The sequence below is a fragment of the Pseudomonas halotolerans genome (genome assembly GCF_039581215.1).
Lineage (GTDB): Bacteria > Pseudomonadota > Gammaproteobacteria > Pseudomonadales > Pseudomonadaceae > Aquipseudomonas > Aquipseudomonas tehranensis.
Genome location: NZ_JBCNTJ010000012.1, coordinates 61,718 through 83,226, shown reverse-complemented (window position 1 = coordinate 83,226; position 21,509 = coordinate 61,718). Strand labels below are relative to the sequence as shown.

General features: G+C 61.0%; 17 protein-coding genes and 1 pseudogene. 11 read left to right on the top strand and 7 right to left on the bottom strand.

Annotated elements, in window-relative coordinates:
• Window positions 1-226: 226 nt before the first annotated feature.
• Window positions 227-841: a TetR/AcrR family transcriptional regulator gene (locus AAIS01_RS16950; protein WP_343469869.1), complete on the top strand. Its 615-nt coding sequence runs from the start codon at window positions 227-229 to the stop codon at window positions 839-841.
• 157 nt (window positions 842-998) lie between these two features.
• Here the strand turns inward: AAIS01_RS16950 and AAIS01_RS16945 are convergent, their stop codons facing one another.
• Window positions 999-2,459 carry an efflux transporter outer membrane subunit gene (locus AAIS01_RS16945; RefSeq protein ID WP_343469868.1) on the bottom strand — a complete coding sequence of 487 codons (1,461 nt, stop codon included), beginning with the start codon at window positions 2,457-2,459 and terminating at the stop codon, window positions 999-1,001.
• Between the two features lie 221 nt (window positions 2,460-2,680).
• Here AAIS01_RS16945 and AAIS01_RS16940 point away from each other — a divergent pair, with 221 nt between their 5' ends.
• From AAIS01_RS16940 to fabF, 3 genes are read left to right on the top strand one after another with little or no spacing between them, the layout of a single operon-like run.
• On the top strand, window positions 2,681-3,790 hold the full coding sequence (locus AAIS01_RS16940; RefSeq protein ID WP_343469867.1) for an efflux RND transporter periplasmic adaptor subunit: 1,110 nt from the start codon (window positions 2,681-2,683) through the stop codon (window positions 3,788-3,790).
• Window positions 3,787-6,867 (top strand): efflux RND transporter permease subunit, encoded by a 3,081-nt coding sequence (locus AAIS01_RS16935; protein ID WP_343469866.1) that lies wholly within the window; start codon window positions 3,787-3,789, stop codon window positions 6,865-6,867. The genes AAIS01_RS16940 and AAIS01_RS16935 overlap by 4 nt, the downstream gene beginning before the upstream one ends.
• A 56-nt stretch (window positions 6,868-6,923) precedes the next feature.
• Complete coding sequence (gene fabF, locus AAIS01_RS16930; RefSeq protein WP_343469865.1) at window positions 6,924-8,216, top strand: beta-ketoacyl-ACP synthase II; 1,293 nt, start codon at window positions 6,924-6,926, stop codon at window positions 8,214-8,216.
• A gap of 50 nt (window positions 8,217-8,266) precedes the next feature.
• On the opposite strand, the gene AAIS01_RS16925 is transcribed toward fabF, so the two are convergent.
• Together AAIS01_RS16925 and AAIS01_RS16920 are read right to left on the bottom strand one after the other, a co-directional pair.
• Window positions 8,267-8,524 carry an Atu4866 domain-containing protein gene (locus AAIS01_RS16925; RefSeq protein WP_343469864.1) on the bottom strand — a complete coding sequence of 86 codons (258 nt, stop codon included), beginning with the start codon at window positions 8,522-8,524 and terminating at the stop codon, window positions 8,267-8,269.
• A 419-nt stretch (window positions 8,525-8,943) separates the two neighbouring features.
• Window positions 8,944-9,708 carry an SDR family NAD(P)-dependent oxidoreductase gene (locus AAIS01_RS16920; protein WP_186654413.1) on the bottom strand — a complete coding sequence of 255 codons (765 nt, stop codon included), beginning with the start codon at window positions 9,706-9,708 and terminating at the stop codon, window positions 8,944-8,946.
• 265 nt (window positions 9,709-9,973) lie between these two features.
• Here AAIS01_RS16920 and AAIS01_RS16915 point away from each other — a divergent pair, with 265 nt between their 5' ends.
• The 3 genes from AAIS01_RS16915 (at window position 9,974) to AAIS01_RS16905 (ending at window position 11,941) form a co-directional block, all read left to right on the top strand.
• Entirely contained in the window at window positions 9,974-10,918 is a 945-nt protein-coding gene (locus AAIS01_RS16915) for a helix-turn-helix domain-containing protein (protein WP_431191926.1), read from the top strand.
• Window positions 10,919-11,084: 166 nt separating this feature from the next.
• Entirely contained in the window at window positions 11,085-11,510 is a 426-nt protein-coding gene (locus AAIS01_RS16910; protein WP_343469863.1) for a YciI family protein, read from the top strand.
• Between the two features lie 23 nt (window positions 11,511-11,533).
• On the top strand, window positions 11,534-11,941 hold the full coding sequence (locus tag AAIS01_RS16905) for a VOC family protein (RefSeq protein WP_343469862.1): 408 nt from the start codon (window positions 11,534-11,536) through the stop codon (window positions 11,939-11,941).
• Window positions 11,942-11,964: 23 nt separating this feature from the next.
• Here the strand turns inward: AAIS01_RS16905 and AAIS01_RS16900 are convergent.
• Together AAIS01_RS16900 and AAIS01_RS16895 are read right to left on the bottom strand one after the other, a co-directional pair.
• A pseudogene (locus AAIS01_RS16900) lies at window positions 11,965-12,132 on the bottom strand (alpha/beta hydrolase); the annotation flags it as partial.
• A 117-nt stretch (window positions 12,133-12,249) separates the two neighbouring features.
• Window positions 12,250-13,257 carry an NAD(P)-dependent oxidoreductase gene (locus AAIS01_RS16895; protein WP_343469861.1) on the bottom strand — a complete coding sequence of 336 codons (1,008 nt, stop codon included), beginning with the start codon at window positions 13,255-13,257 and terminating at the stop codon, window positions 12,250-12,252.
• A 109-nt stretch (window positions 13,258-13,366) separates the two neighbouring features.
• Between AAIS01_RS16895 and AAIS01_RS16890 the strand changes: the two genes are divergently transcribed.
• On the top strand, window positions 13,367-13,990 hold the full coding sequence (locus tag AAIS01_RS16890; RefSeq protein ID WP_343469860.1) for a TetR/AcrR family transcriptional regulator: 624 nt from the start codon (window positions 13,367-13,369) through the stop codon (window positions 13,988-13,990).
• A gap of 94 nt (window positions 13,991-14,084) precedes the next feature.
• On the opposite strand, the gene AAIS01_RS16885 is transcribed toward AAIS01_RS16890, so the two are convergent.
• Window positions 14,085-15,869 (bottom strand): IlvD/Edd family dehydratase, encoded by a 1,785-nt coding sequence (locus tag AAIS01_RS16885; RefSeq protein WP_343469859.1) that lies wholly within the window; start codon window positions 15,867-15,869, stop codon window positions 14,085-14,087.
• 47 nt (window positions 15,870-15,916) lie between these two features.
• Window positions 15,917-17,098: a fumarylacetoacetate hydrolase family protein gene (locus tag AAIS01_RS16880; protein ID WP_343469858.1), complete on the bottom strand. Its 1,182-nt coding sequence runs from the start codon at window positions 17,096-17,098 to the stop codon at window positions 15,917-15,919.
• A gap of 118 nt (window positions 17,099-17,216) precedes the next feature.
• Between AAIS01_RS16880 and AAIS01_RS16875 the strand changes: the two genes are divergently transcribed.
• The 3 genes from AAIS01_RS16875 (at window position 17,217) to AAIS01_RS16865 (ending at window position 21,198) form a co-directional block, all read left to right on the top strand.
• Complete coding sequence (locus AAIS01_RS16875) at window positions 17,217-18,173, top strand: LysR family transcriptional regulator (protein ID WP_343469857.1); 957 nt, start codon at window positions 17,217-17,219, stop codon at window positions 18,171-18,173.
• A gap of 117 nt (window positions 18,174-18,290) precedes the next feature.
• The gene (locus tag AAIS01_RS16870; protein WP_343469856.1) at window positions 18,291-19,673 is read left to right on the top strand and encodes an MFS transporter; all 1,383 of its coding nucleotides are present in this window, start codon (window positions 18,291-18,293) and stop codon (window positions 19,671-19,673) included.
• Window positions 19,674-19,947: 274 nt separating this feature from the next.
• Window positions 19,948-21,198: an MFS transporter gene (locus AAIS01_RS16865; RefSeq protein ID WP_343469855.1), complete on the top strand. Its 1,251-nt coding sequence runs from the start codon at window positions 19,948-19,950 to the stop codon at window positions 21,196-21,198.
• Window positions 21,199-21,509: the final 311 nt, after the last annotated feature.

Below are 21,509 nucleotides of genomic sequence, written 5' to 3'. Positions count from 1 at the left end.
AGATGTGCTCTTGCCCTCCACCGGAATCCGTACCCGGATGGAGGAGGTCGATCAATCCCTGCTCGTTCAGCTTAATGTGCAGCCCCTGCCGTCGATGGGCGCGAACTCTACCGAAATATCAGTGTTCAGGTGCGGTGGCGACGGTTTCATAATATCGTCGGTTTGTGACTTTATTACAGTTAAGTCACACGTTGTCATCCACCTCCGAGGTCAGTAAGCTGATTGCATGAACCAGCCAATCTCCCCCAGCGTCCGCGGCCCAGTCGACCATGACATCCGAGACCAAATTGTCGCGGCGGCCAACGAACATTTCAGTCAATACGGTTACGGCAAGACCACGGTGTCCGACCTGGCCAAGGCCATTGGGTTTTCCAAGGCGTACATCTACAAGTTTTTTGATTCCAAGCAGGCCATCGGCGAAGCCATCTGCAAAAATCGTCTGGCGCAAATCGTTGCCGCCGTGGAGGAGGCCATCAAGGTGGAAGGCCTCTCAGCCACGGAGCGCTTTAGACGCATGGTCAAAACACTGATGGTCACGGGCGCAGACCTGTTCTTCAACGACCGCAAGCTTTACGACATCGCCGCGTTCTCGGCCTCGGAGCGTTGGCCAAGCTCGCAGGTTTATAATGCCCAGATCAAAGACTTTGTTCTGCAGATCGTACGGGAGGGTCGAGAACTCGGTGAGTTCGAGCGCAGGACGCCACTGGACGAGACGGTAGACGCGATACATCTGGCGCTCCAGCCTTTCGTCAATCCCTTGCTGTTGCAGTACAACCTCGATCGCATCGAGGATGCCCCAACGCTCACCTCCAATCTCATCCTGCGTAGCCTCATGCCCTGAGCTTCGGCTGCGTGCCATGCCAATGTGGCGAAGCTTTGCCCCCTACGATTTCACTTCTTGAATGAAGGTATTCATTTATCTGGATTGTGACTATTTTTGCATATAGTCACTTGAATGACGATGGTGCATCAGTTCTCAACCACGTCACTTGGTTACGTCATCGAGTTGCCACAGGCTCGGCGTGGGAAGGCTGCCAGCCACCGCCCAGTGCCCTGAACGCCGCAACCGCTGCTCGTGCTGATTCGGTTCGTGCTTGCGCTCGAGCATCGCTAGCCTGCAGCAGTGTTTCGTCGGCTTGCAGGACGTCGATGAGGCTAGCGGTGCCTTTCTCATAGGCAATGAATGAAGATTGACGTGCCTGAGTCAGGGCCGTCTCTGCTGCGGTGAGGGTGGTCGCCTGGGCTTCGCGATTGACCAACGAGGAGAACGCGTTCTCGACATCCTCGCTGGCACGCAGCGCGGACTGGCGATAAGCGGCCAGGGCCTCGGCTTCCTGTCCCTTGGCTTGATCGATTTGCGCGTTGATACGGCCAAAGTCGAAGAGCCTCCAGCGCAGTCCCAATACCCCCGCCGACTGGCTGGCGCCACCGGTGAAAAGGTTGCCGGCGGATACGGCGGTGGCGCTACCGAGCAACGCGCTGAGGGAGAATTTTGGATAGTACTCAGCAACGGCCTCTGCGATGCGTGCATTGGAGGCCGCTAGACGGCGCTCGGCCACGATAAGATCGGGCCGGCGGCGCAGCAGATCGGCAGGGGTTCCCATCGCGGTTATCTGGGGTGCCAGAGGAATGCTCCGCGCCTTTGCCAGTTGTGTGCGATGCGTGCCGGGCGGCGTGCCGAGCATGATATCCAGTGCGTTCATCGCAGCATCCAGGCCAATTTGCAGAACCGGCACTGTCGCTTGGACCTGTGCCAAGGCGCCTTCGGTCTGGCGAACCTGATAACTGGCGGCGAGGCCCTTGCTGTAGAGCAGTTGGACCTTCTCCAGCAGTGCCTGCTGCGTTTTGACCTGTTGGTTGGCAATGCCCAAACGGGTCTGTAATCCGCGAACAGTGATGTAGATGTCGGCGGTCTGCGCAGCGACGGCCAGGCGGATGGCCGTGGCGCCCGCTGCGGATGCCTGGTATTCGGCCAGGGCGGCTTCGCGTGACCGTCGCAGGCTGCCAAACAAATCGACCTCCCAACTGGCCCCGAGGTTGAGTTCGTAAGCGCTTCCATACCGATCGTAGCCAGGCGTTGAATTCAGCACTTGGCCGAGCGGAGTTTCGACTGATTGATAGGCGCGCGCAGCCTGGCCACTGATATTGCCCGAGGGCAGCAGAGCGGCATTGGCCGCACCCAGGCCGGCTCGCGCCTGCGCGACGCGCGCCGAGGCCTGCGCCAGGTCCAGGTTCTGCTCAAGTGCCTTGGCGACGAATTCGGTCAGCGTTGGGTCATCAAAGCCTTCCCACCACGCTGCGAGGCTGGCCGGCATTGTCGCGGGCCGCTGTTCGACAGGCAGCTGACCGAGGAAACGGTCCGATAGCGCGGTGTCCGGACGGCGATAGTCCGGCCCCACCGCGCAGCCTGCCATCAAGCTGGCACTCAGTATCAGAGCAGCGGGGTGGAGTGGCGACATGGAAATTCCTGAAGTGGAGATTGATTTGTGACCATATTATATATTGGTCACTTTATGTCAATGCACGCCTCGTGGGTGGTGCTATCCGTGGGGATAATGTCTCAGTATGTGCTGGGAGAAGCTGCGATATAGACTCTGATCACAATGGTTGTGACCATTGACAGTATTGGTCACACGCCAGAGAATGTGACACCTGTTTCTATTTTTCAAGTAGGGAATCTATGCGCCGGCTTCGACCTGTCACCCTTGCCGCTTGCTTGTTGCCTCTCGTCCTGACGGCGTGTGGCGACTCTTCCACCGCCAAAGATCCGCGCACGCTCGCCCCTTTGGTGAGGGTCGCTGAGGTTCAGGATTCGTCCGGCCTCTGGCGTTCTTTCACCGGAGTCGTGGCGGCCCGCGTCCAGAGTGACCTGGGTTTCCGAGTGTCGGGCAAGGTACTTGAGCGTCTGGTCGACACCGGTCAGACCGTTAAGCGGGGTCAGCCGCTCATGCGTCTGGACCCCATCGACTTAGGCTTGCAAGCACGCGCCCAGCAAGAAGCGGTCACTGCCGCCAAAGCCCGAGCCAAACAGACCGCCGATGACGAGGCCCGTTATCGCGAACTGGTCGCCGCGGGTGCCATTTCCGCGTCCGGCTACGACCAGATCAAAGCCGCCGCCGATACCGCGAAGGCGCAACTCAGCGCCGCGCAAGCTCAGGCTGACGTGGCCCGGAATGCGTCGGGCTATGCTGTACTGCTGGCGGACGCCGATGGCGTTGTCATGGAGACACTCGTCGAACCCGGGCAGGTGGTCAGCCCTGGGCAGCCGGTGGTTCGGCTGGCACGGGCCGGTCAGCGCGAAGCCATTGTGCAATTGCCTGAGACATTGCGTCCGGCCATAGGGTCCACCGCGCAGGCGACGCTTTATGGCAACACCTCGGCTGTTGTCACTGCCAAGCTGAGGCTGCTGTCGGATTCGGCTGACCCTGTGACGCGCACCTTTGAAGCGCGGTATGTATTGGCGGGCGGGCTGGCCAATGCGCCGCTGGGTTCGACCGTCACCCTTCGGATCGCCGAAGACGCCGCGCAAGGGCCGGTCCTGCAAGTTCCGATCGCAGCCCTTTATGACCCGGGCAAGGGAACCGGTGTGTGGGTCATTGCTGGCGAACCGGCGAAAGTCAGCTGGCGACCTGTTCAGGTCCTGGGCTTGAGCGACGACGCTGCCCGAGTTGCAGGTGAGCTCAAGGTTGGCGAGCGCATTGTCGCCTTGGGCGCCCATCTACTGCGCGATGGGGAGGAAGTGCGGCTGAGCCAACAGGATGACGTGAAGGTTGCCGGGGGCCGTCAATGAGCCTCAATTTATCGGCACTCGCCGTTCGCGAGCGCTCCATTACCGTGTTCCTGATCTTCCTGATTGCCGTCGCGGGTACCTTGGCGTTCTTCCAGTTGGGGCGTGCCGAGGACCCGCCGTTTACGGTCAAGCAGTTGACCGTCATCACTGCCTGGCCAGGCGCAACCGCCCAGGAGATGCAGGACCAAGTCGCCGAGCCGCTGGAAAAGCGCCTGCAAGAACTGAAATGGTACGACCGCTCGGAAACCTACACCCGTCCAGGTCTGGCGTTCACCATGGTCTCACTGGTTGATCGCACGCCACCCTCGCAAGTGCAAGAGGAGTTCTATCAGGCACGCAAGAAACTAAACGATGAGGCCACCCGACTGCCGGCGGGTGTCATCGGGCCGTTGGTCAACGACGAGTATTCGGACGTTACCTTCGCGCTGTTCGCCCTGAAGGCCAAAGGCGAGCCGCAGCGCCTGCTGGTGCGAGATGCCGAAGTGTTGCGCCAGCGCCTGTTGCACGTCGCGGGCGTGAAGAAGGTCAACATCATCGGTGAGCAGCCCGAGCGAATCTTTGTGTCGTTCTCCCATGATCGACTCGCCACCTTGGGCGTCTCGCCCCAGGATATCTTCGCCGCGCTGAACAGCCAGAATCTGCTCACGCCTGCTGGCTCTATCGAAACCCAAGGGCCGCAAGTCGTCCTGCGGTTGGACGGCGCCTTCGATAAATTGGCGAACATTCGCGATACACCGCTTGCGATCCAGGGGCGCACGCTGAAGCTCTCGGACGTCGCGACAGTCGAGCGTGGATATGAAGATCCGGCCACTTTCCTGGTTCGCAATAACGGCGAAGAGGCGCTGCTGCTGGGGATCATCATGCGCGAGGGCTGGAACGGCCTCGACCTGGGCAAGGCGCTGGACGCCGAGACGACCAAGATCAATGAAGGCATGCCGTTGGGCATGACGCTGACCAAGGTCACCGATCAAGCCGTGAACATTGACTCGGCCGTCGGTGAGTTCATGGTCAAATTTTTTGTCGCGCTGCTGGTGGTCATGCTCGTTTGCTTTCTCAGCATGGGCTGGCGTGTAGGCGTTGTGGTCGCAGCCGCCGTACCGTTGACACTGGCGATCGTGTTTGTGGTGATGGCGGCCACCGGCAAGAACTTCGACCGGATCACCCTGGGTTCGCTGATCCTGGCGCTCGGGCTGTTGGTGGACGACGCGATCATCGCGATCGAAATGATGGTGGTGAAAATGGAGGAGGGCTACGACCGGATCAAAGCGTCCGCGTATGCCTGGAGCCACACCGCTGCGCCGATGCTGTCCGGTACGCTGGTGACGGCGATTGGCTTCATGCCCAACGGCTTTGCGCAATCGACCGCCGGCGAGTACACCAGCAACATGTTCTGGATCGTGGGCATCGCCCTGATCGCCTCCTGGGTCGTCGCGGTGGCTTTTACCCCTTACCTTGGGGTGAAGCTCTTGCCGGACATCAAGCCGGTCGAGGGCGGCCACGCGGCGATCTACAACACGCGTCATTACAATCGTTTTCGCCAGGTCCTGACTCGCGTCATCGTGCGCAAATGGTGGGTGGCCGGCACTGTGGTCGCGACATTTGTCGTGGCGATTCTCGGCATGGGTCTGGTCAAGAAGCAATTCTTCCCGACCTCAGACCGTCCCGAGGTGATGGTCGAGGTGCAGATGCCCTATGGAACCTCCATCGAGCAGACCAGCGCCGCCACGGCCAAGGTCGAGGCCTGGTTGCAAAAGCAGGATGAGGCGAAAATCATCACCGCCTATATCGGTCAAGGTGCGCCGCGCTTCTACCTGGCGATGGCGCCGGAGCTCCCTGACCCATCCTTCGCCAAGATTGTGGTGCTGACGAGCAGCCAGGAGGCCCGTGAAACCCTCAAGTTCCGTCTTCGCGAAGCGGTCGCCGAAGGGCTCGCCCCGCAAGCGCGGGTGCGGGTGACTCAACTGGTGTTTGGTCCGTATTCGCCATTCCCCGTGGCCTACCGGGTCATGGGCCCTGATCCGTCAACGTTGCGCGAGATCGCCGGCCGGGTACAGGACGTCATGCAGGCGAGCCCGATGATGCGGACCGTCAATACCGACTGGGGACCACTGACGCCGACGCTCCATTTCAGCCTGGATCAAGATCGCTTGCAGGCGGTGGGTCTGACCTCGAATGCCGTCGCCCAGCAGTTGCAGTTCCTGCTCACGGGGGTGCCGATTACGGCGGTTCGCGAGGACATCCGTTCGGTGCAAGTTGTCGGTCGCGCCGCGGGTGATATTCGACTCGATCCCGCCAAGATAGAAGGTTTTACCCTGGTGGGCGCGGCGGGACAGCGTATCCCGCTGTCCCAGGTTGGCGAGGTGGATGTGCGCATGGAGGACCCGATCCTGCGGCGGCGTGATCGCACACCGACCATTACCGTACGCGGCGACATTGCCGAAGGCTTGCAGCCACCGGACGTATCGAGCGCAATCATCAAACAACTGCAGCCGCTCATGGACACCCTTCCTGACGGGTACCGGATCGAGCAGGCGGGAGCCATCGAGGAGTCGGGCAAGGCCGGCCAGGCGATCATTCCGCTGCTGCCGATCATGATTGCCTTGACGTTGCTGATCATCATCCTCCAGGTACGCTCGGTCTCGGCGATGGTCATGGTGTTCTTCACCGCGCCGCTGGGATTGATTGGCGTGGTGCCGACCTTGCTGATCTTCCAGCAGCCGTTTGGTATCAACGCCCTGGTCGGCCTGATCGCACTGTCGGGCATTTTGATGCGCAATACGCTGATTTTGATTGGTCAAATCCACCACAACGCGCAAGAAGGGCTGGACCCGTTCCACGCGGTGATCGAGGCCACCGTGCAACGGGCCCGGCCGGTGCTGCTGACGGCGCTGGCGGCCATCCTGGCATTCATCCCCCTGACGCATTCCGTCTTCTGGGGGACGCTGGCCTACACGCTGATCGGAGGGACCTTCGTCGGCACCATCATGACGCTGGTGTTTCTGCCGGCGATGTATTCCATCTGGTTCAAGATCCATCCTGACAAACAGGTCCAAACTGAAACAGTGAGGCTGGCGTAAGCCAGCAAACGCCTGCTGTTGTCAGTGGATGTCGACTGAGAAATGAAGAGGTTTTTATGATGACTGCCGAAGGTCAAAAGCGAATCGTCGTCACAGGCATGGGCATTGTCAGCCCCTTGGGTTGTGCAGTGGAAGAAGTCTGGCAGAGGTTGCTGGCAGGACGTTCCGGTATTCGTAACCTGTCTGGCGATATCACCGAAGGTACCGGCGTTGCGGTGGGCGGTCAGGTGCCGTCTCTGCAAGAGGATGCCGTTGCGGGGTATGACCCCGAGCGCTTTATCTCGGTCAAGGATCGCAAGAAGATGGACCGTTTCATCGAGTTCGCCCTGGTCGCTGCCGATGAAGCCCTGGCGCAGGCAGGCTGGCATCCGACGCAAGCCTCAGACCAGGAACGCACTGCGACGATCATTTCATCGGGCGTCGGTGGCTTTGGCGCAATCGCCGACGCTGTACGCACTACCGATGCACGTGGGCCGCGCCGCTTGTCGCCATTCACCGCGCCGGCCTTTCTTGCCAACATGGCGGCCGGACACGTTTCCATCCGGCATGCGCTCAAGGGGCCTCTCGGTGCGCCTGTAACGGCTTGTGCCGCTGGGGTGCAAGCCATTGGCGATGCGGCGAGGCTCATCAGAAGCGGTGAGGCGGATATCGCCATATGTGGCGGTACCGAAGCGGCGATAGACCGTGTGATCCTGGGCTGTTTTGCCGCCGCTCGCGCGCTGTCCACGGGCTTTGCCGAACGCCCTCAGGAGGCCTCGCGTCCCTTTGATCGTGACCGCGACGGTTTCGTCATGGCCGAAGGGGCCGGGCTGTTGGTGATCGAGTCGCTGGAACATGCCTTGGCTCGAGGTGCCAAGCCCCTGGCCGAACTGGTCGGCTATGGCACCAGCGCCGATGCCTATCACCTGACCGCAGGCCCGGAAGACGGCAGCGGCGCACGGCGTGCCATGCAGCAGGCTCTGCGCCAGGCGGGGGTCAGCCCCACCGACGTGCAGCATATCAATGCCCACGCGACCTCCACACAGGTGGGCGACAACGGGGAGTTGGCCGCGATTCGCTCGGTGTTCGGAGCGGGCGCCGGCGTGGCGATTACCTCGACCAAGTCCGCCACCGGGCACCTTCTGGGGGCGGCGGGGGGCATTGAAGCGATCTTCACAGTGCTCGCGCTGCGTGATCAGGTCGTACCGCCGACACTGAACCTGCTGCATCCCGACGAGGCCGCAGAGGGGCTCGATCTGGTCGCCCTGAATGCTCGGAAAATGCCGATTACCCACGCGCTTTCCAATGGGTTCGGGTTCGGTGGCGTCAATGCCAGCGTGCTGTTCCGCCGCTGGGAGGCTAAGCACTGAGTATCCAGTCACTGAGAAACACCCGGCCAATAAAGAGCCGGGCTTCTCTGTCACTTGCGATAGAGCACCATCCCAGCGTGGTAGAGGACGCCGTCGCGAAACGTTCCATCGGCAGTGAAGCCCGTGTCGTCCCAGTAGCGGATGTAATCGCCTTCCACCTCGTAACGCCCCTGATAAGCACTTTCGCGATTTCCGCGAGCCTCGTCGTAGCGCCCATTTGGCAACAGCTCATGGCGAATATTCCCATCAGCGGTGATCCACATGCCGGTGTAGGGGTGACTGGCGGTAGTCGGTTGAGTACGTTGCATGTTCCATTCTCCTTCTGCGGTTCGATCAGATGAGGCGACTAATTGCGGTGCGGTCCGAACCACCCTCGGCAATACAGAGCCTGGTGTGCGGTTCGAACCTTCCTTGGCCATCAGAAAGCCTGGGATGCGCTCAGCCCCATTTTCGGCAAATGACAGGCCTGCCGGTAAAAGGCTGGTGGCCGAGACGATAACGGCGCTCAAAGCGGTACCGATCAACGGTTTGCTAATGCTTTTCATGTGATGCCCCACATCTGAATAGCGAGTTCGGATGGCCCTGTCCGGGCCGTCTGGTGTCATCCGTTTCGTGAGTCCAGATTAGGGAGTGGCTCCGCTTGGCCGTTATGTCAAAAATGTCGCGGGTTTGCCTGATCCTGTATGGCGTGGCCGACACCGAACCGGCTGATCGATCCAGGGTTCGATCAGCCCGCGGTCACCGTCATGCCGCCATCGGCCATGACCACCGAGCCGACCATGAAGCTCGCACGGTCGGAGGCGAGGAAGGCGACGATTTCGGCAATTTCCTCTGGCTGCGCAGCGCGGCCGATGGGGGCCGCTTCGCCGTGCTTGGCTAGAAAGCCAGGGCCGTCGTCGACCACGTCATTGAGGATGTTGGTCACCACATCGCCGACGCCGATGGCATTGACGCGGATGCCATGCCCGATCACTTCGAGCGCCAGCGTGCGGGTCAACTGGGCCAGCGCGCCCTTGGACGCGGTGTAGGCAGCGATGGTTGGAAAGGCGAAGTAGGATGCGTAGGAGGCGATGTTGACGATTGCCCCGGACCCGTTGGGCATCATCGCCTTTACCGCTTCGCGGCAATGCATGAAGGCCGCAGTGGCGTTGACTGCCTGAATGCGCTCCCAGTCTTCGCGGGTCATGTCGATGACAAGCTTGTTGATGATGATCCCGGCGTTGTTAACCAGGATGTCCAGCCGGCCGAATTGCTCGACGGCCAGGCCGACCGCGCGTTCGGCGGCGCCGTCTTCGCTGATGTCCGCCACCAACGGCACCAGCCCGGGACGGGCGAGCGCTTCGACGGCGGGGTTCAGGTCTTCCGCAACGACCTTGGCACCACGCGCGTGCAGCAACAGTGCGATGGCTTTGCCGATGCCACTGGCCGCGCCGGTGACCAGCGCGACTTTGCCTGCGACTTCGTGGGCAATGTTGTAGGTGATATCAGTCATGATGCTCTCCTGCGTTGCGAGCCGAGGAGACATTCGCCGGCTCCGCGCCCGTAAGGCGCTGTCGTTATCGACGGCTTCACTGTCTCTCAACGTACCTGTTCGAGCTTTCGCAGGTTTGCCTGGACTGTTGGGGTTTTGCTCCAGCATGCGGGGGGCGGCACATCGTATGGGCTGGCCGAAGCTGCCACGACCTGTTCCGCGACCTTGCTCATGGTCGTCGTGGCGTTATCCTATTGGCACCAGCCCTCGTCAGAGCGCGTTGTCGATGGAGCATCCTGTGCGCCAACCCGATCCGCAAACCCTCGCAGCCAGCGATGCTCAACGCATTACGGGCGAATCGATGCTGCACTATTTGCCGGGAACGCCGCAGACATTGCCGCCGCGTCCGCAGATGCAGGACGTGGTGATGTTGCGATTCAGCCATCAGAGCATCGTCGAGCCTATCCTGGTGCCCGCCGTGGTCGAGCCTCTTCTGGTGTGGGTGCTGGCGGGCGCGGCCCGGGTTGAGGAGCGCGCCCTGGGGGGGCAATGGGTAGCGTCCGAGGTCAAGACCGGCGATTTCTTTCTCACCAACACTGGCGAGCCCTACGAGATGCGCTGGCAGACGCACGGCTGCGACGCTTTCGAGGTGATGCACCTGTATCTTGGCCTGCCGTTGATTGATCAAGCTGCGCGCGAGGTACTGGGCGAGCATGCCGACCCGGTCACCTTCCTCGATGTTTCCGGTGCCCGGGATGAGCGAATCAGTTTCCTGTTGGAGCAACTGCGCCAGGAACTCATCGACGAGCGCCAGCCCAGCCCCTTGTTTGCCCACAGCCTCGCTCAGGCGCTGGCCGTGCATTTGGTGCGGCGCTACCTTGATCCAAACCGCGGTGCCCGGCGCAGCAACGCGTTGCAGGCCTACAAACTGCGCCGTGTCATCGAGGCAATGACCGAGGGGCTTGCCGCCGATTTCAGCCTCGCCAATCTTGCGCGGGTTGCGCAACTGAGCGAGTACCACTTCAGCCGCATGTTTAAGCGCGCCACCGGGCTTTCGCCCTCGCAGTACTTCATCCGCCTGCGCATGAGCCGCGCCCGGCATCTGCTGTTGGAGAGCGACCGAAGTATCATCGATGTCGGATTGGAGGTCGGCTACTCGAGCCCCAGCCATTTTTCCCAGGTGTTTCGCCGCGAAGTGGGTGTCACGCCCAGCGCCTATCGCCGGGCGTGACGGCTGTTTCAGCGTTTCTGCGGTTGGCCGTGTTCGTTCGGATCGTGCACACGACGGGTCGAAAAAATAATTGCGTCAGGCTGTCGATTTCCACCACTGCCATTCGATTAGTCCGCAGAGCCACCACAAGGCCGGCTCAAGCCATCCACTCTCAGGAGATAAGCGCATGCGATTTATGGTGATCGTCAAAGCCAGTCCGGAATCGGAAGCCGGACAGATGCCCAGCGAAGAATTGCTGGCTGCCATGGGCGCCTACAATGAAGAACTGCTCAAGGCCGGGGTGATGCTTGCCGGCGAGGGCCTGCATCCGAGCGCCAGGGGCGTGCGCGTGCAGTTTTCCGGCAAGAACCGGACTGTCATCGAAGGGCCGTTTGCGCAAACCGGGGAATTGATCGCCGGCTTCTGGATTTTCCAGGTCCAGTCGCTGCAGGAAGCCATCGACTGGGTCAAGCGCTGCCCGAACCCGATGGTCAGCGACAGTGAAATCGAGATCCGCCAGATATTCGAAGCCGAGGATTTTGGCGAAACCTTGACCCCCGAGTTGCGCGAGCAGGAAGAGCGCTTGCGGGCGCAGTTGTCCAATCAATCGTGACGCCGACTACAGGAGATCCGAGCATGAGAATCATCCCTTACCTGACCTTCAACGGCCGCTGCAAGGAAGCCTTTGCGTTGTACCAGGACGTACTGGGTGGCGAGCTGTTTTCCATGTCGTTTGCCGAGGCGCCCGAGGACGTCGGCATGCCCAAGGACGCTGATCTGATCATGCACGCCTGCCTGACGGTCGGCGGTTTCAGTCTGATGGCTTCCGACTGCCCGCCAGGACAGCCGTTTCATAAGCCGCAAGGCGTATCGGTTTCCCTCAACGTCGACAGCGTGGAGGAGGCCGAGCGGCTGTTCAATGGCTTGAGTGCGGGGGGCAACGTGCAGATGCCCTTGGCGAAGACCTTTTGGGCGGAACGCTTTGCCATGTTCGAAGACCGTTTCGGGATCGCCTGGATGGTCAATTGTGAGGGGGGGAAATAAGCCAAAGCTGAACGCCACATCGATCATGCAACACGACCGCCGAGTACTTCAGCAACCCAGTCGGCGATGTACTGACCGGCATTGATGCTGTTATCGAAGCTTGAGTGCTGGACGCCGCCTTCACGTGCAGTGAATATTTTCAGCTCGCGTTTAGGGCTATTGACCCACTGCTCGTAGGTGCGGTGCGCCCACGGAGCACAATCTTCTTGCTTGGGCCGGGGAGATAAATCCCGTGAAGTGGCCATGTGAATGCAATGGCGTCGAACAATCGACGCCATTGCACGAGATTCAGCGCTCACCCAATTGCCTCATTGCACCTGCAGCTTGCGCAACTCACCCCCCTCTTGCTTCAAGCGCTCCAGATACGAGGTGGCGTCCAGCAGTTGATAAGGAAAGTAGAGACCTGGCGGTGTGGGTGGTTGGCCGTCCAGCCCGAGCAGCCGTTCAAGGACCATGGAGACGCTGAGGCCGGTCAGTGATGCAGCGCCAGCCGGGTGGACGACGGCATGACGTGTGCGCAGCGGTTCGCCCTTCAGGTCCTCGCCCATGAGCTCGATGATGATCTCGGTTGACATTGGCTTGCCCTGGCGCCGGGTCGAACTCACCCCGATGGCCATGTTGAACTGGACATTGGGTGCACCCGTTGCGGCCGCCAGGCCGACGACGTCAATGGACGAGAAGCCGGAAGCTTTGATTGGCGTGCCATCCAGCGCGCGGAAGCTGGCCTTGGAATCCTCGCCTTCGCGCCAGACGAACACACCCTCGCGCCGTGTCAGCGCGGCGGGGAGCATTCTGTTCAGGTGTTCGAAGTCGGTGGCGACGGTAGGACCTCCGGTGTCCTGTTCATCGACCAACGCGTTGATGTTGATATCATCGATCCGGCCGTATGCCTGGGCAATGTCCAGCGTCGTTACAGTCGTCGCGCCGACCATCCATTCATAACCCAGGACGATGGCCGAGGCCCCCGGAGAATGCATGAAGGTCGCGATTTCCGGCGCAATCTCGAAGACCCCAGAAGAGATGCTCAAGTGCGGTACACGGTGTTTTTGAGCGTAGCGTAGCCCGGCAAGGGCATGGTCCATGTAGAAGACCACCACACCGCTGACCGAACGATTTCCAAGGCCCAGGTCAGTTGCCGTGGGATCGATCACCACGCCCTGCGCACCGCCGATTTGCTCGGCGGCACGCTGAGCCTTGCCGAGGTCGCGTCCGCCGATCAATAGCGGCACGTCGGGATGGGCAGCGCGCAGCGCCCGGGCTGTGTGGTGGCCGATTGAGCCAGATCCGCCCATTAAAAGGATAGGATTGAGTGACATCGTTGGTTCTCCTTCTTTTTTGGGATTAACCTACTATTGGTAGGTACACTAGCACGACTTCACGACCTTCAACCTACCATTGGTAGGTTTTATTATCCGGAACGACAAAGTGCAAAAAGACGCTGTCCCTCATTCAGCCGTGCGCCGGCTTTCAAAAGCCGAACGGCGACGACAATTGCTGGATACAGCGTTACTGATCGTGCGCGAGGAAAACGCCGATCGGCTGACGTTGGGTCATTTGGCGGTTCGTGCCGGGGTATCCAAACCGGTTGTCTACGATCATTTCGGCACCCGGTCGGGCCTGTTGATCGAACTCTACAAGTGGATCGATACCGAGCGAGTCAATGCTTTCCGCGATGCGATGACCACGGCTGTGCGGAGTGTGGAGGAGACGGCCCAGGTCCTGGCCAGTGCCTACATCCAATGTGCGGCAGACAACACCGACGAGTTCCATGCGGTGGGCGCGGCCCTGGCAGGCAGCGACGAGAAGGCGGCGGTTTTCCAGGAGCTCCTGGATAATTGCGTGCAAATGTTCGTGGCTGTGCTCGAGCCTCACGCGACCTGCTCAGGGGAGGCGCTCGAGCGATCCTGTACTGGCCTGGTCGGCGCGGGGGAAGCGCTTGCGGGCGCGTTGGTACGGGGGCGTTATGGTGTGGATGAGGTCACTGAAGCGTTCGCATCGCTGATCCGGGGCGCGCTACAGGACGCACCCACTGAGGCGGGTGCGCGATGAGGGGACAGGGCGAGATATTGGCTGTTAGTCCAGCACGCCCAAGAGAGTAACGCCCGGCGGTGATGTCCGGGCCCCTTGGAGATAACTTGATCCGTCAGTGGGAATGCCGCGGCTCACCACTACGAGCGATCACGCGCAGATGCAAGGTGGCAGGCTCCAGGCACCCCCCCGTGGAAAGCTGTCCTACCAGTTGCCGATACAGCTCCTGCCAAGGCGTTTGCGACGGCGGAATGTTGGGGGTCCATTCAAGCCGGCGCCGGGTCATCTCGGCCTCGTCGATCAGCAGGTTCACGGTTCGTGTGTTCAGATCCACTTTCAGGCGGTCGTTGGTTTTCAACAAGGCCAGACCGCCTCCCACCGCCGCCTCAGGGGACATGTTGAGGATTGACGGGCTCGCCGATGTGCCGCTCTGGCGACCGTCGCCGAGGCAGGGCAGGGAGTCGATGCCTTGTTTGATCAGCGCGGCCGGCGGGGCCATGTTCACCACTTCGGCACTGCCGGGGTAGCCCACGGTGCCCACGCCGCGGATGACCAGGATGCAGCGCTCGTCGATGTCCAGCGCCGGGTCGTCGATCCGGGCGTGGTAGTCCTCCGGTCCTTCAAACACGATGGCGCGGGCTTCGAAGCTGTCCTCGGCACCGGGTTCGGACAGGTAGGTCTTGCGGAACGCTTCACCCACCACCGACATCTTCATGATTGCACTGTCGAAGAAATTGCCGCTGAGCACGATGAACCCGGCACGGTGTTTGAGCGGGGTGTCGAAGGGATAAATTACATCGGCGTTACTGGTCAGGCTGCTGCGCACGATGTCGCCGATGGTCTTGCCGCTGACCGTGGCGCAGTCTTCGTGCAGACGCCCGGCTTTTTGCAGTTCATGCATGACCGCTGGGACGCCGCCGGCCCGGTGGAAGCCTTCACCCAGGTACTTGCCCGCCGGCATGCAATTGACCAGCAATGGCACGTCCTCGCCGATCCGTTGCCAATCGTCCAGGCTCAGTTCGACGCCCATGTGCCGCGCGATGGCGATTAGATGCGGTGGACAGTTGCTCGAAGCTCCCAGTGCCGAGGCGACGGCAATGGCGTTCTCGAAGGCCTCACGGGTCATGATCTGTGAGGGGCGTACGTCCTGCAGTACCAGCTCGCAGATGCGTTTGCCGGTGGCATAGGCCATTTGCCCGCGCTCGCGATAGGGCGCCGGAATGCTCGCACAACCGGGCAGCGACATACCCAGGGCTTCGGCCAAGGCATTCATCGACAGGGCAGTGCCCATGGTGTTGCAGTGACCCACCGACGGCGATGCGGCGGTGGTCATTTCCATGAAACCTTCATAATCGATGTCCCCGGCGGCCATCAGGTTGCGCGCATGCCAGAGCACGGTGCCGGAGCCGATCAACTCGCCTTTGTGGTGACCGTCGAGCATCGGGCCGCCGGACAGGACAATGGCCGGCAGGTCGGTGGTTGCCGCGGCCATCAGGCAGGCTGGGGTGGTCTTGTCGCAACCAGTGGTGAGCACCACGCCGTCCAATGGGTAGCCGTGGAGGATCTCCACCAGCCCCAGGTAGGCCAGGTTCCGGTCCAGCGCCGCAGTGGGACGGCGCGACTGCTCGGCGATCGGATGCACCGGGAACTCCATGGGAATGCCGCCGGCATCACGGATACCGGCTTTGACCCGTTGCGCCAGCTCCAGGTGATGACGGTTGCAGGGCGTCAGGTCGCTGCCGGTCTGGGCGATGCCGATGATCGGGCGTCCCGATTGCAGCTCTTGGCGGGTCATCCCGTAGTTCATGTAGCGTTCGACATACAGGGCGGTCATGTCGGCGTGGGCAGGGTCATTGAACCATTGCTCGCTGCGCAGTCGGCGTTTTGGCGTGTCGGTCATGATTCATTTCTCTCTTGTCATTAGGCGAATCGGCAAGCGGTTCTGCGTCAGCGGGCGAGCAACCCCCGGGAGGCGAGATTGCGCAGCAGAGCGCTCACGCCAAAGGTCCAGGGAGTGGCGTCAGAGCTGTGGGTCACCTGGTTATGGAGGCTGCCAAGCAACGGGCTGCTGATACTGACCCGGTCACCCAGTTTGTGGGTAAACCCGCCGCCGACCTGATCACGGTCTTCTGTGGGGGCGAACAGGGTCCCGAGAAACAGCAGAAAACCGTCCGGGTATTGGTGATTGGCGTTGAGCGTCTGGCCCGCCAGGTCCTGCGGGTCGCGGCTGATCTGGCTCATGGAGCTCGATCCCTGCATGCGGTAACCGTCTTCGCCTTGTACCTGCAGATCGACCACGCAGGCCCGCACATCATCCAGGCTGAAGTGCTCGTCGAACAGGCGAATGAACGGCCCAATGGCGCAGGACGCATTGTTGTCCTTGGCCTTGCTCAGCAACAGCGCGCTACGGCCTTCGAAGTCCCGCAGATTGACATCGTTGCCCAAAGTGGCGCCGTGGATCTGACCACGGCTGTTCACCGCCAGCACCACTTCCGGTTCCGGATTGTTCCATTGGGAGCCGGGATGAATGCCGATGCGGCTGCCGCTGCCGACGGCGGCGAGAACCGGTGCCTTGGTGAAGATCTCCGCATCCGGGCCGATGCCGACTTCCAGATACTGCGACCACATGCCCTGTTCGATGAGCAAGGCTTTCAGGCGCATGGCCTGCTCAGAGCCGGGCACGATCGAACGCAAGTTGTCGCCGATAACGCTTTGCACGGTGGCGCGTACGGCTTGGGCTTTCGCTGAGTCGCCGCCAGCCTGTTCCTCGATCACCCGCTCGATCATGCTGGCGGCGAAGGTCACGCCGGCGGCCTTGATGACTTGCAAATCCACGGGCGGCAACAGCGACGGTTTGGACGGGTCGGCGTCAGGGCCTGTGTTGGCCAGCAGGGCTTCGACACTGGCGATGAAGGTGCCAGGTGTCTGCCTCACGGCGGCCAGTGGCGATTCGATTTCCAGTAAGTCACTCAACGTCGCAAAATGATCCGACAGGTCGAACACGCCGTCGCTGCGCAGCACGATTGGCGAAGGCCCGGCGATCCGGCCCGGCACCCAGGCGCGGCCAATCAGGGTACCGGCCACCCCATCGACCGGCAGGGTGTTCTCGGGAGTAAGCAATGGCGACATGGAGAGGCTTCCTGATTTTTGTAGTGCTTTCACGCTAGGGTGGGCGGTCGATAAACTCCAATGAGATATATTCAGTATTCGATAACGCCAGGTTATTGCTGATCAGAGAGGAATGCCCATGTCAGATCTGTCGTTTTCCAGCTTCTGCGGCTGGCTCAAATTTCGGCATCTGCTGCTGATCGATACCTTGGGACGCACCCGCAATATGCATGTGGCGGCGCAGCAGATGAACCTCAGCCAGCCGGCCGTCAGCAAGATGCTCAAGGAAATCGAAAGCCTGCTCGGCTTTACGTTGTTCGAGCGGCTGCCGCGAAGCATGACGCCCACGGCGTTGGGCGAGCATGTATTGCGTTATGCGCAAATCGCTTTGAATGACGCGCGTGCGTTCGTCGAGCAAATCAGCAGCCTGCGCGAGGGCGGTCACGGTTATCTCAAAGTCGGCGGTATTTTCGCCGCCGCGGCGGTGGCCCTGCCCGAGGCGATCCTGCAAATCAAACAGCGTTGGCCGTTGTTGTCGATTGAAGTCGTGGAGCAGACCAGTAATCACCTGATGGAGATGCTCGAGGAGAAGAAGCTCGATCTGGCGGTGGCCCGTTTTACCGATCAAAGCCAGCAGCAGCGCTATGACTTCCAGCCCCTGGCGCCGGAACCGTTCTGTATTGTGGTCAACAGTCGTCATCCGCTGGCAAACGCCGGGCCCACCTCCTTGCAGCAACTGGTGGACTTGCCGTGGATTCTCTATCCGGTCGGTACGCCCATTCGTGCTCGCATGGAACTGGCCTTTGCCGAGGCTGGGGTGGGGATGCCACGCAACACCATCGATACCATTTCCATGCAGACTTTCCTCCAGGTCCTGCAACGTGGGCCGATGATCGGGATGCTGCCGGACGCCATGGTTCATCCGCTGCTTGAAAGCGGCCAGTTGAAAACCCTCGACACCCCGTTGCACCTGGTGCCGCAAGACTACGGCATCCTCACGCGCAAGGATGAGCAACTGGTGGGGGCGGCCCTGGAGTTTGCGGAAATCCTCAAGGAAAACGCACGCCGCAATGAGCCATCCAATCCAGCTGTTTGATAACCCGAAGTTATCAGTTAATCCAAAAATGCCATTGGGAAAGAATCAGATCACGCCAGTAGAGTGACCCACTCAATAAAAACAATCAGGCATGCCCACATGCCCAGGGGTGACCTCATGCAAACCGTCTCCGAGCATTTACCCGCGCAGTCGCAAGCCAGTGAACTTGATTTTGAAGACCGAACCTATCGCAAAGTCATCTGGCGCATCCTGCCAGTTCTGCTGCTGTGTTACATGGCGGCGTACCTGGATCGGGTGAACATCGGGTTCGCCAAGCTCGACATGCTCAACGAGCTGCAATTCAGCAACACCGTGTATGCCTTGGGCGCCAGTATGTTTTTCTGGGGCTATTTCCTCTTCGAAGTCCCCAGCAACCTGTTGCTGCATCGCTTTGGCGCACGGTTCTGGATCGCCCGTATCATGCTCAGTTGGGCGGTGATCTCCATGGCCGTGGCCTACACCGTGCCGCTGGCGGCCTTCTTCCATCTCGAATCGAGCACGATGTTCTACGTGCTGCGTTTCCTGTTGGGCATCTGCGAAGCGGGCTTTTTCCCTGGCGTGATTCTCTACCTCAATTACTGGTTTCCGACCCATCGGCAGAGCCGCGTGATGTCCGGGTTCCTGCTGGCGTTGCCGGTCAGCCTGACCTTGGGCGGCATCCTCTCCGGCTGGCTGATGAACAGCATGCAAGGGGTGCAAGGTCTGTCCGGCTGGCAATGGATGCTGCTCATTGAAGGCATCCCTTCGATCATCATGGCGTTTGTGGTGATCGTCTGCCTGGCCGACAACATCGATAAAGCCAAATGGCTGTCCGCAGCGGAAAAAACCCTGCTCAAGGCCAATCTGCAAACCGACAACCAGGGCAAGGCCACACGGCTGAGCGAAGTGTTTTTCAACCCTCGGGTGTGGTTGCTGGTGCTGATTCTGCTGACCTTCAATACCGGCTTCTACGGCCTGGCGTTCTGGATGCCCTCGATCATCAAGAGCACGGGGATCACCAACAGCCTGCACATTGGTTTGCTCACCGCCATTCCTTACTCGGTGGCTATCGTGGCGATGCTGCTCAACGCCCGCCACTCCAATCGCACCGGGGAGCGGCGCCTGCACGCGGCCATTCCGGCCTTCATCGGTGGCGTCGGTCTGATTCTCAGCGCCTTCTTCGCTGACAACCTGGTGTTGTCCGTGCTCTTCCTGAGCGTCTCCGCTTCGGGGATTCTCAGCCTGATGCCGATTTTCTGGACCCTGCCTGGCACGGTGCTGTCGGGGGTCGCCGCGGCGGCCGGTATCGGCATGATCAATGCCATCGGTAACCTGTCGGGTTTCACCGGTTCGATGATCACCGCCGTAGCGGAAACCCTCACGGGCAACATCAACAACGGCACCTATGTGCTGGCCTTGTGTCTGCTGGTCAGTGGTGGGCTGATCCTGGCCATTCCCGCGTCGATGCTCGGCAGGACGCCGAAAGACGCATCCATGGCGGCGAAGCTGGAAACCGCATGAGCATGCAGCACAAACGGGTACTGGTCACGGCGGCGGGGCAGGGTATCCGGCCCCCGTGGACCGTGGTTGCTCACCCACGATGAAGTCGGTGATCCCCATGACCTGGATTTTGGCAGGAGTAGGCACGCAGCGATTCCCCAACAGACGGCCAGCAGGAAGGAACCCGGCAGCGAGGCAAGCTGTCTCGTTGTAGGGGAGTATCCTCAATGTCTGATGCGCTCTCGAGCATCATGGATGTCAGTTATGTTGGGGCTGTGCTCTCGCCGAGGCCGATGTGGATCAAAACCGTCGTAACGACCTTTCCCTGGATGGTGTGAATTTTTTCCTCGCCGATGTGCGCGACGGGCTGGGCCCATACCTGGCGATCTATTTGCTGGCGGTGCACCGTTGGGAGCCGGCCAGCATTGGTGTGGTAATGACGGTGGCGGCGATCTTCGGGCTCGTTGCCCAGGCGCCCGCAGGCGCATTGATCGACCGGGTTCGCAGCAAGCGCACCGTGGTGGCCGCTGCGGCGTTGCTGGTAACGCTGGCTTGCCTGGTGCTGCCATTCACCTCTTCGTTCGGCCTGGTGGCATTGACCCAGGCGGTCAGCGCCGTGGCGGCTTCGGTATTCGCCCCGGCCATTGCCGCGATCTCCCTGGGTATCACCGGTGCAAGGGCTTTTACTCGACGCACCGGGCGCAACGAGACCTTCAATCATGCAGGTAACGCCTGTGCCGCGTTGCTGGCCGGCGGGTTCGCCTGGTTGTTCGGGCCTATCGCGGTGTTCTATCTGATGGCGGCGATGGCCTTGGCCAGCATCGTGGCGGTCAGTTGCGTGTCGGCCGAGGCCATCGACCATGACGTGGCAAGGGGGCTCCAGGCCGGTCAGTTGACCCAGGGGCCGATGCCCTCGACGTTGCGCGTGCTGCTGGATAACCGCACGCTATTGCTGTTCGCCATGTGCTGCGGGTTGTTCCACCTGGCGAACGCGGCAATGCTGCCCTTGGTCAGCCAGAAACTCGCCCTGGCCAATGCGCACTTGGCCACGCCGCTGACCTCGGCCTGTATCGTCGCGGCTCAATTAGTGATGGTGCCTATGGCCTGGCTGGTCGGTGTCAAGGCCGATGCCTGGGGACGCAAACCGCTGCTTCTGGCGGGCTTTTTGATCCTGCCGATTCGAGGCGTACTGTACGTGCTCTCGGACGACCCTTACTGGCTGGTGGCCGTGCAACTGCTGGACGGTATCGGCGCCGGGCTATTTGGCGCGCTGTTCCCCTTGGTGGTCAAGGACCTGACCCAGGGCACTGGGCACTTCAATGTCAGCCTCGGTGTGCTGTCGACCGTGTTCGGGCTCGGTGCCGCGTTGAGCAACAGCCTGGCCGGTTTCGTGGTGCAAGGGGCGGGCTACAGCGCTGCGTTCCTGACGCTGGCGGCGATTGCGACATTGGCATTTGGACTGCTGCTGGTCATGCCAGAGACCTTCATGCCTGAGCGTGCTCCTCAGCCCAGCTCCGTTCCCGTACCGGAGAGTGGCGTCGCCTGAATTCATAAATCGCTTATTGGCGGCGCGTTTGCGCATCACGGCGCCATTGCGGTTCCGCTCATTGGGGCGCCAGGCGGTGTGAAACGCCAGTAACCTGCATCACGCGCAGAAAATGCTCCGTGTCGAATGATCCGGAGCATTTTCGTCTTCCACATCCTTACGGTGTTACCTGGCTACCGCCTTGCACATGAATGGGCAGGGCGTGAGCCGTTTGGTAGCACTTTTGTGCGCTTTTCGTCCGTTTCCACCGACGGCCCGAAACCGGGTTCGTCGAGGATGCCTCCTGAATCAATCGCTTGCGCTTTGTCGGG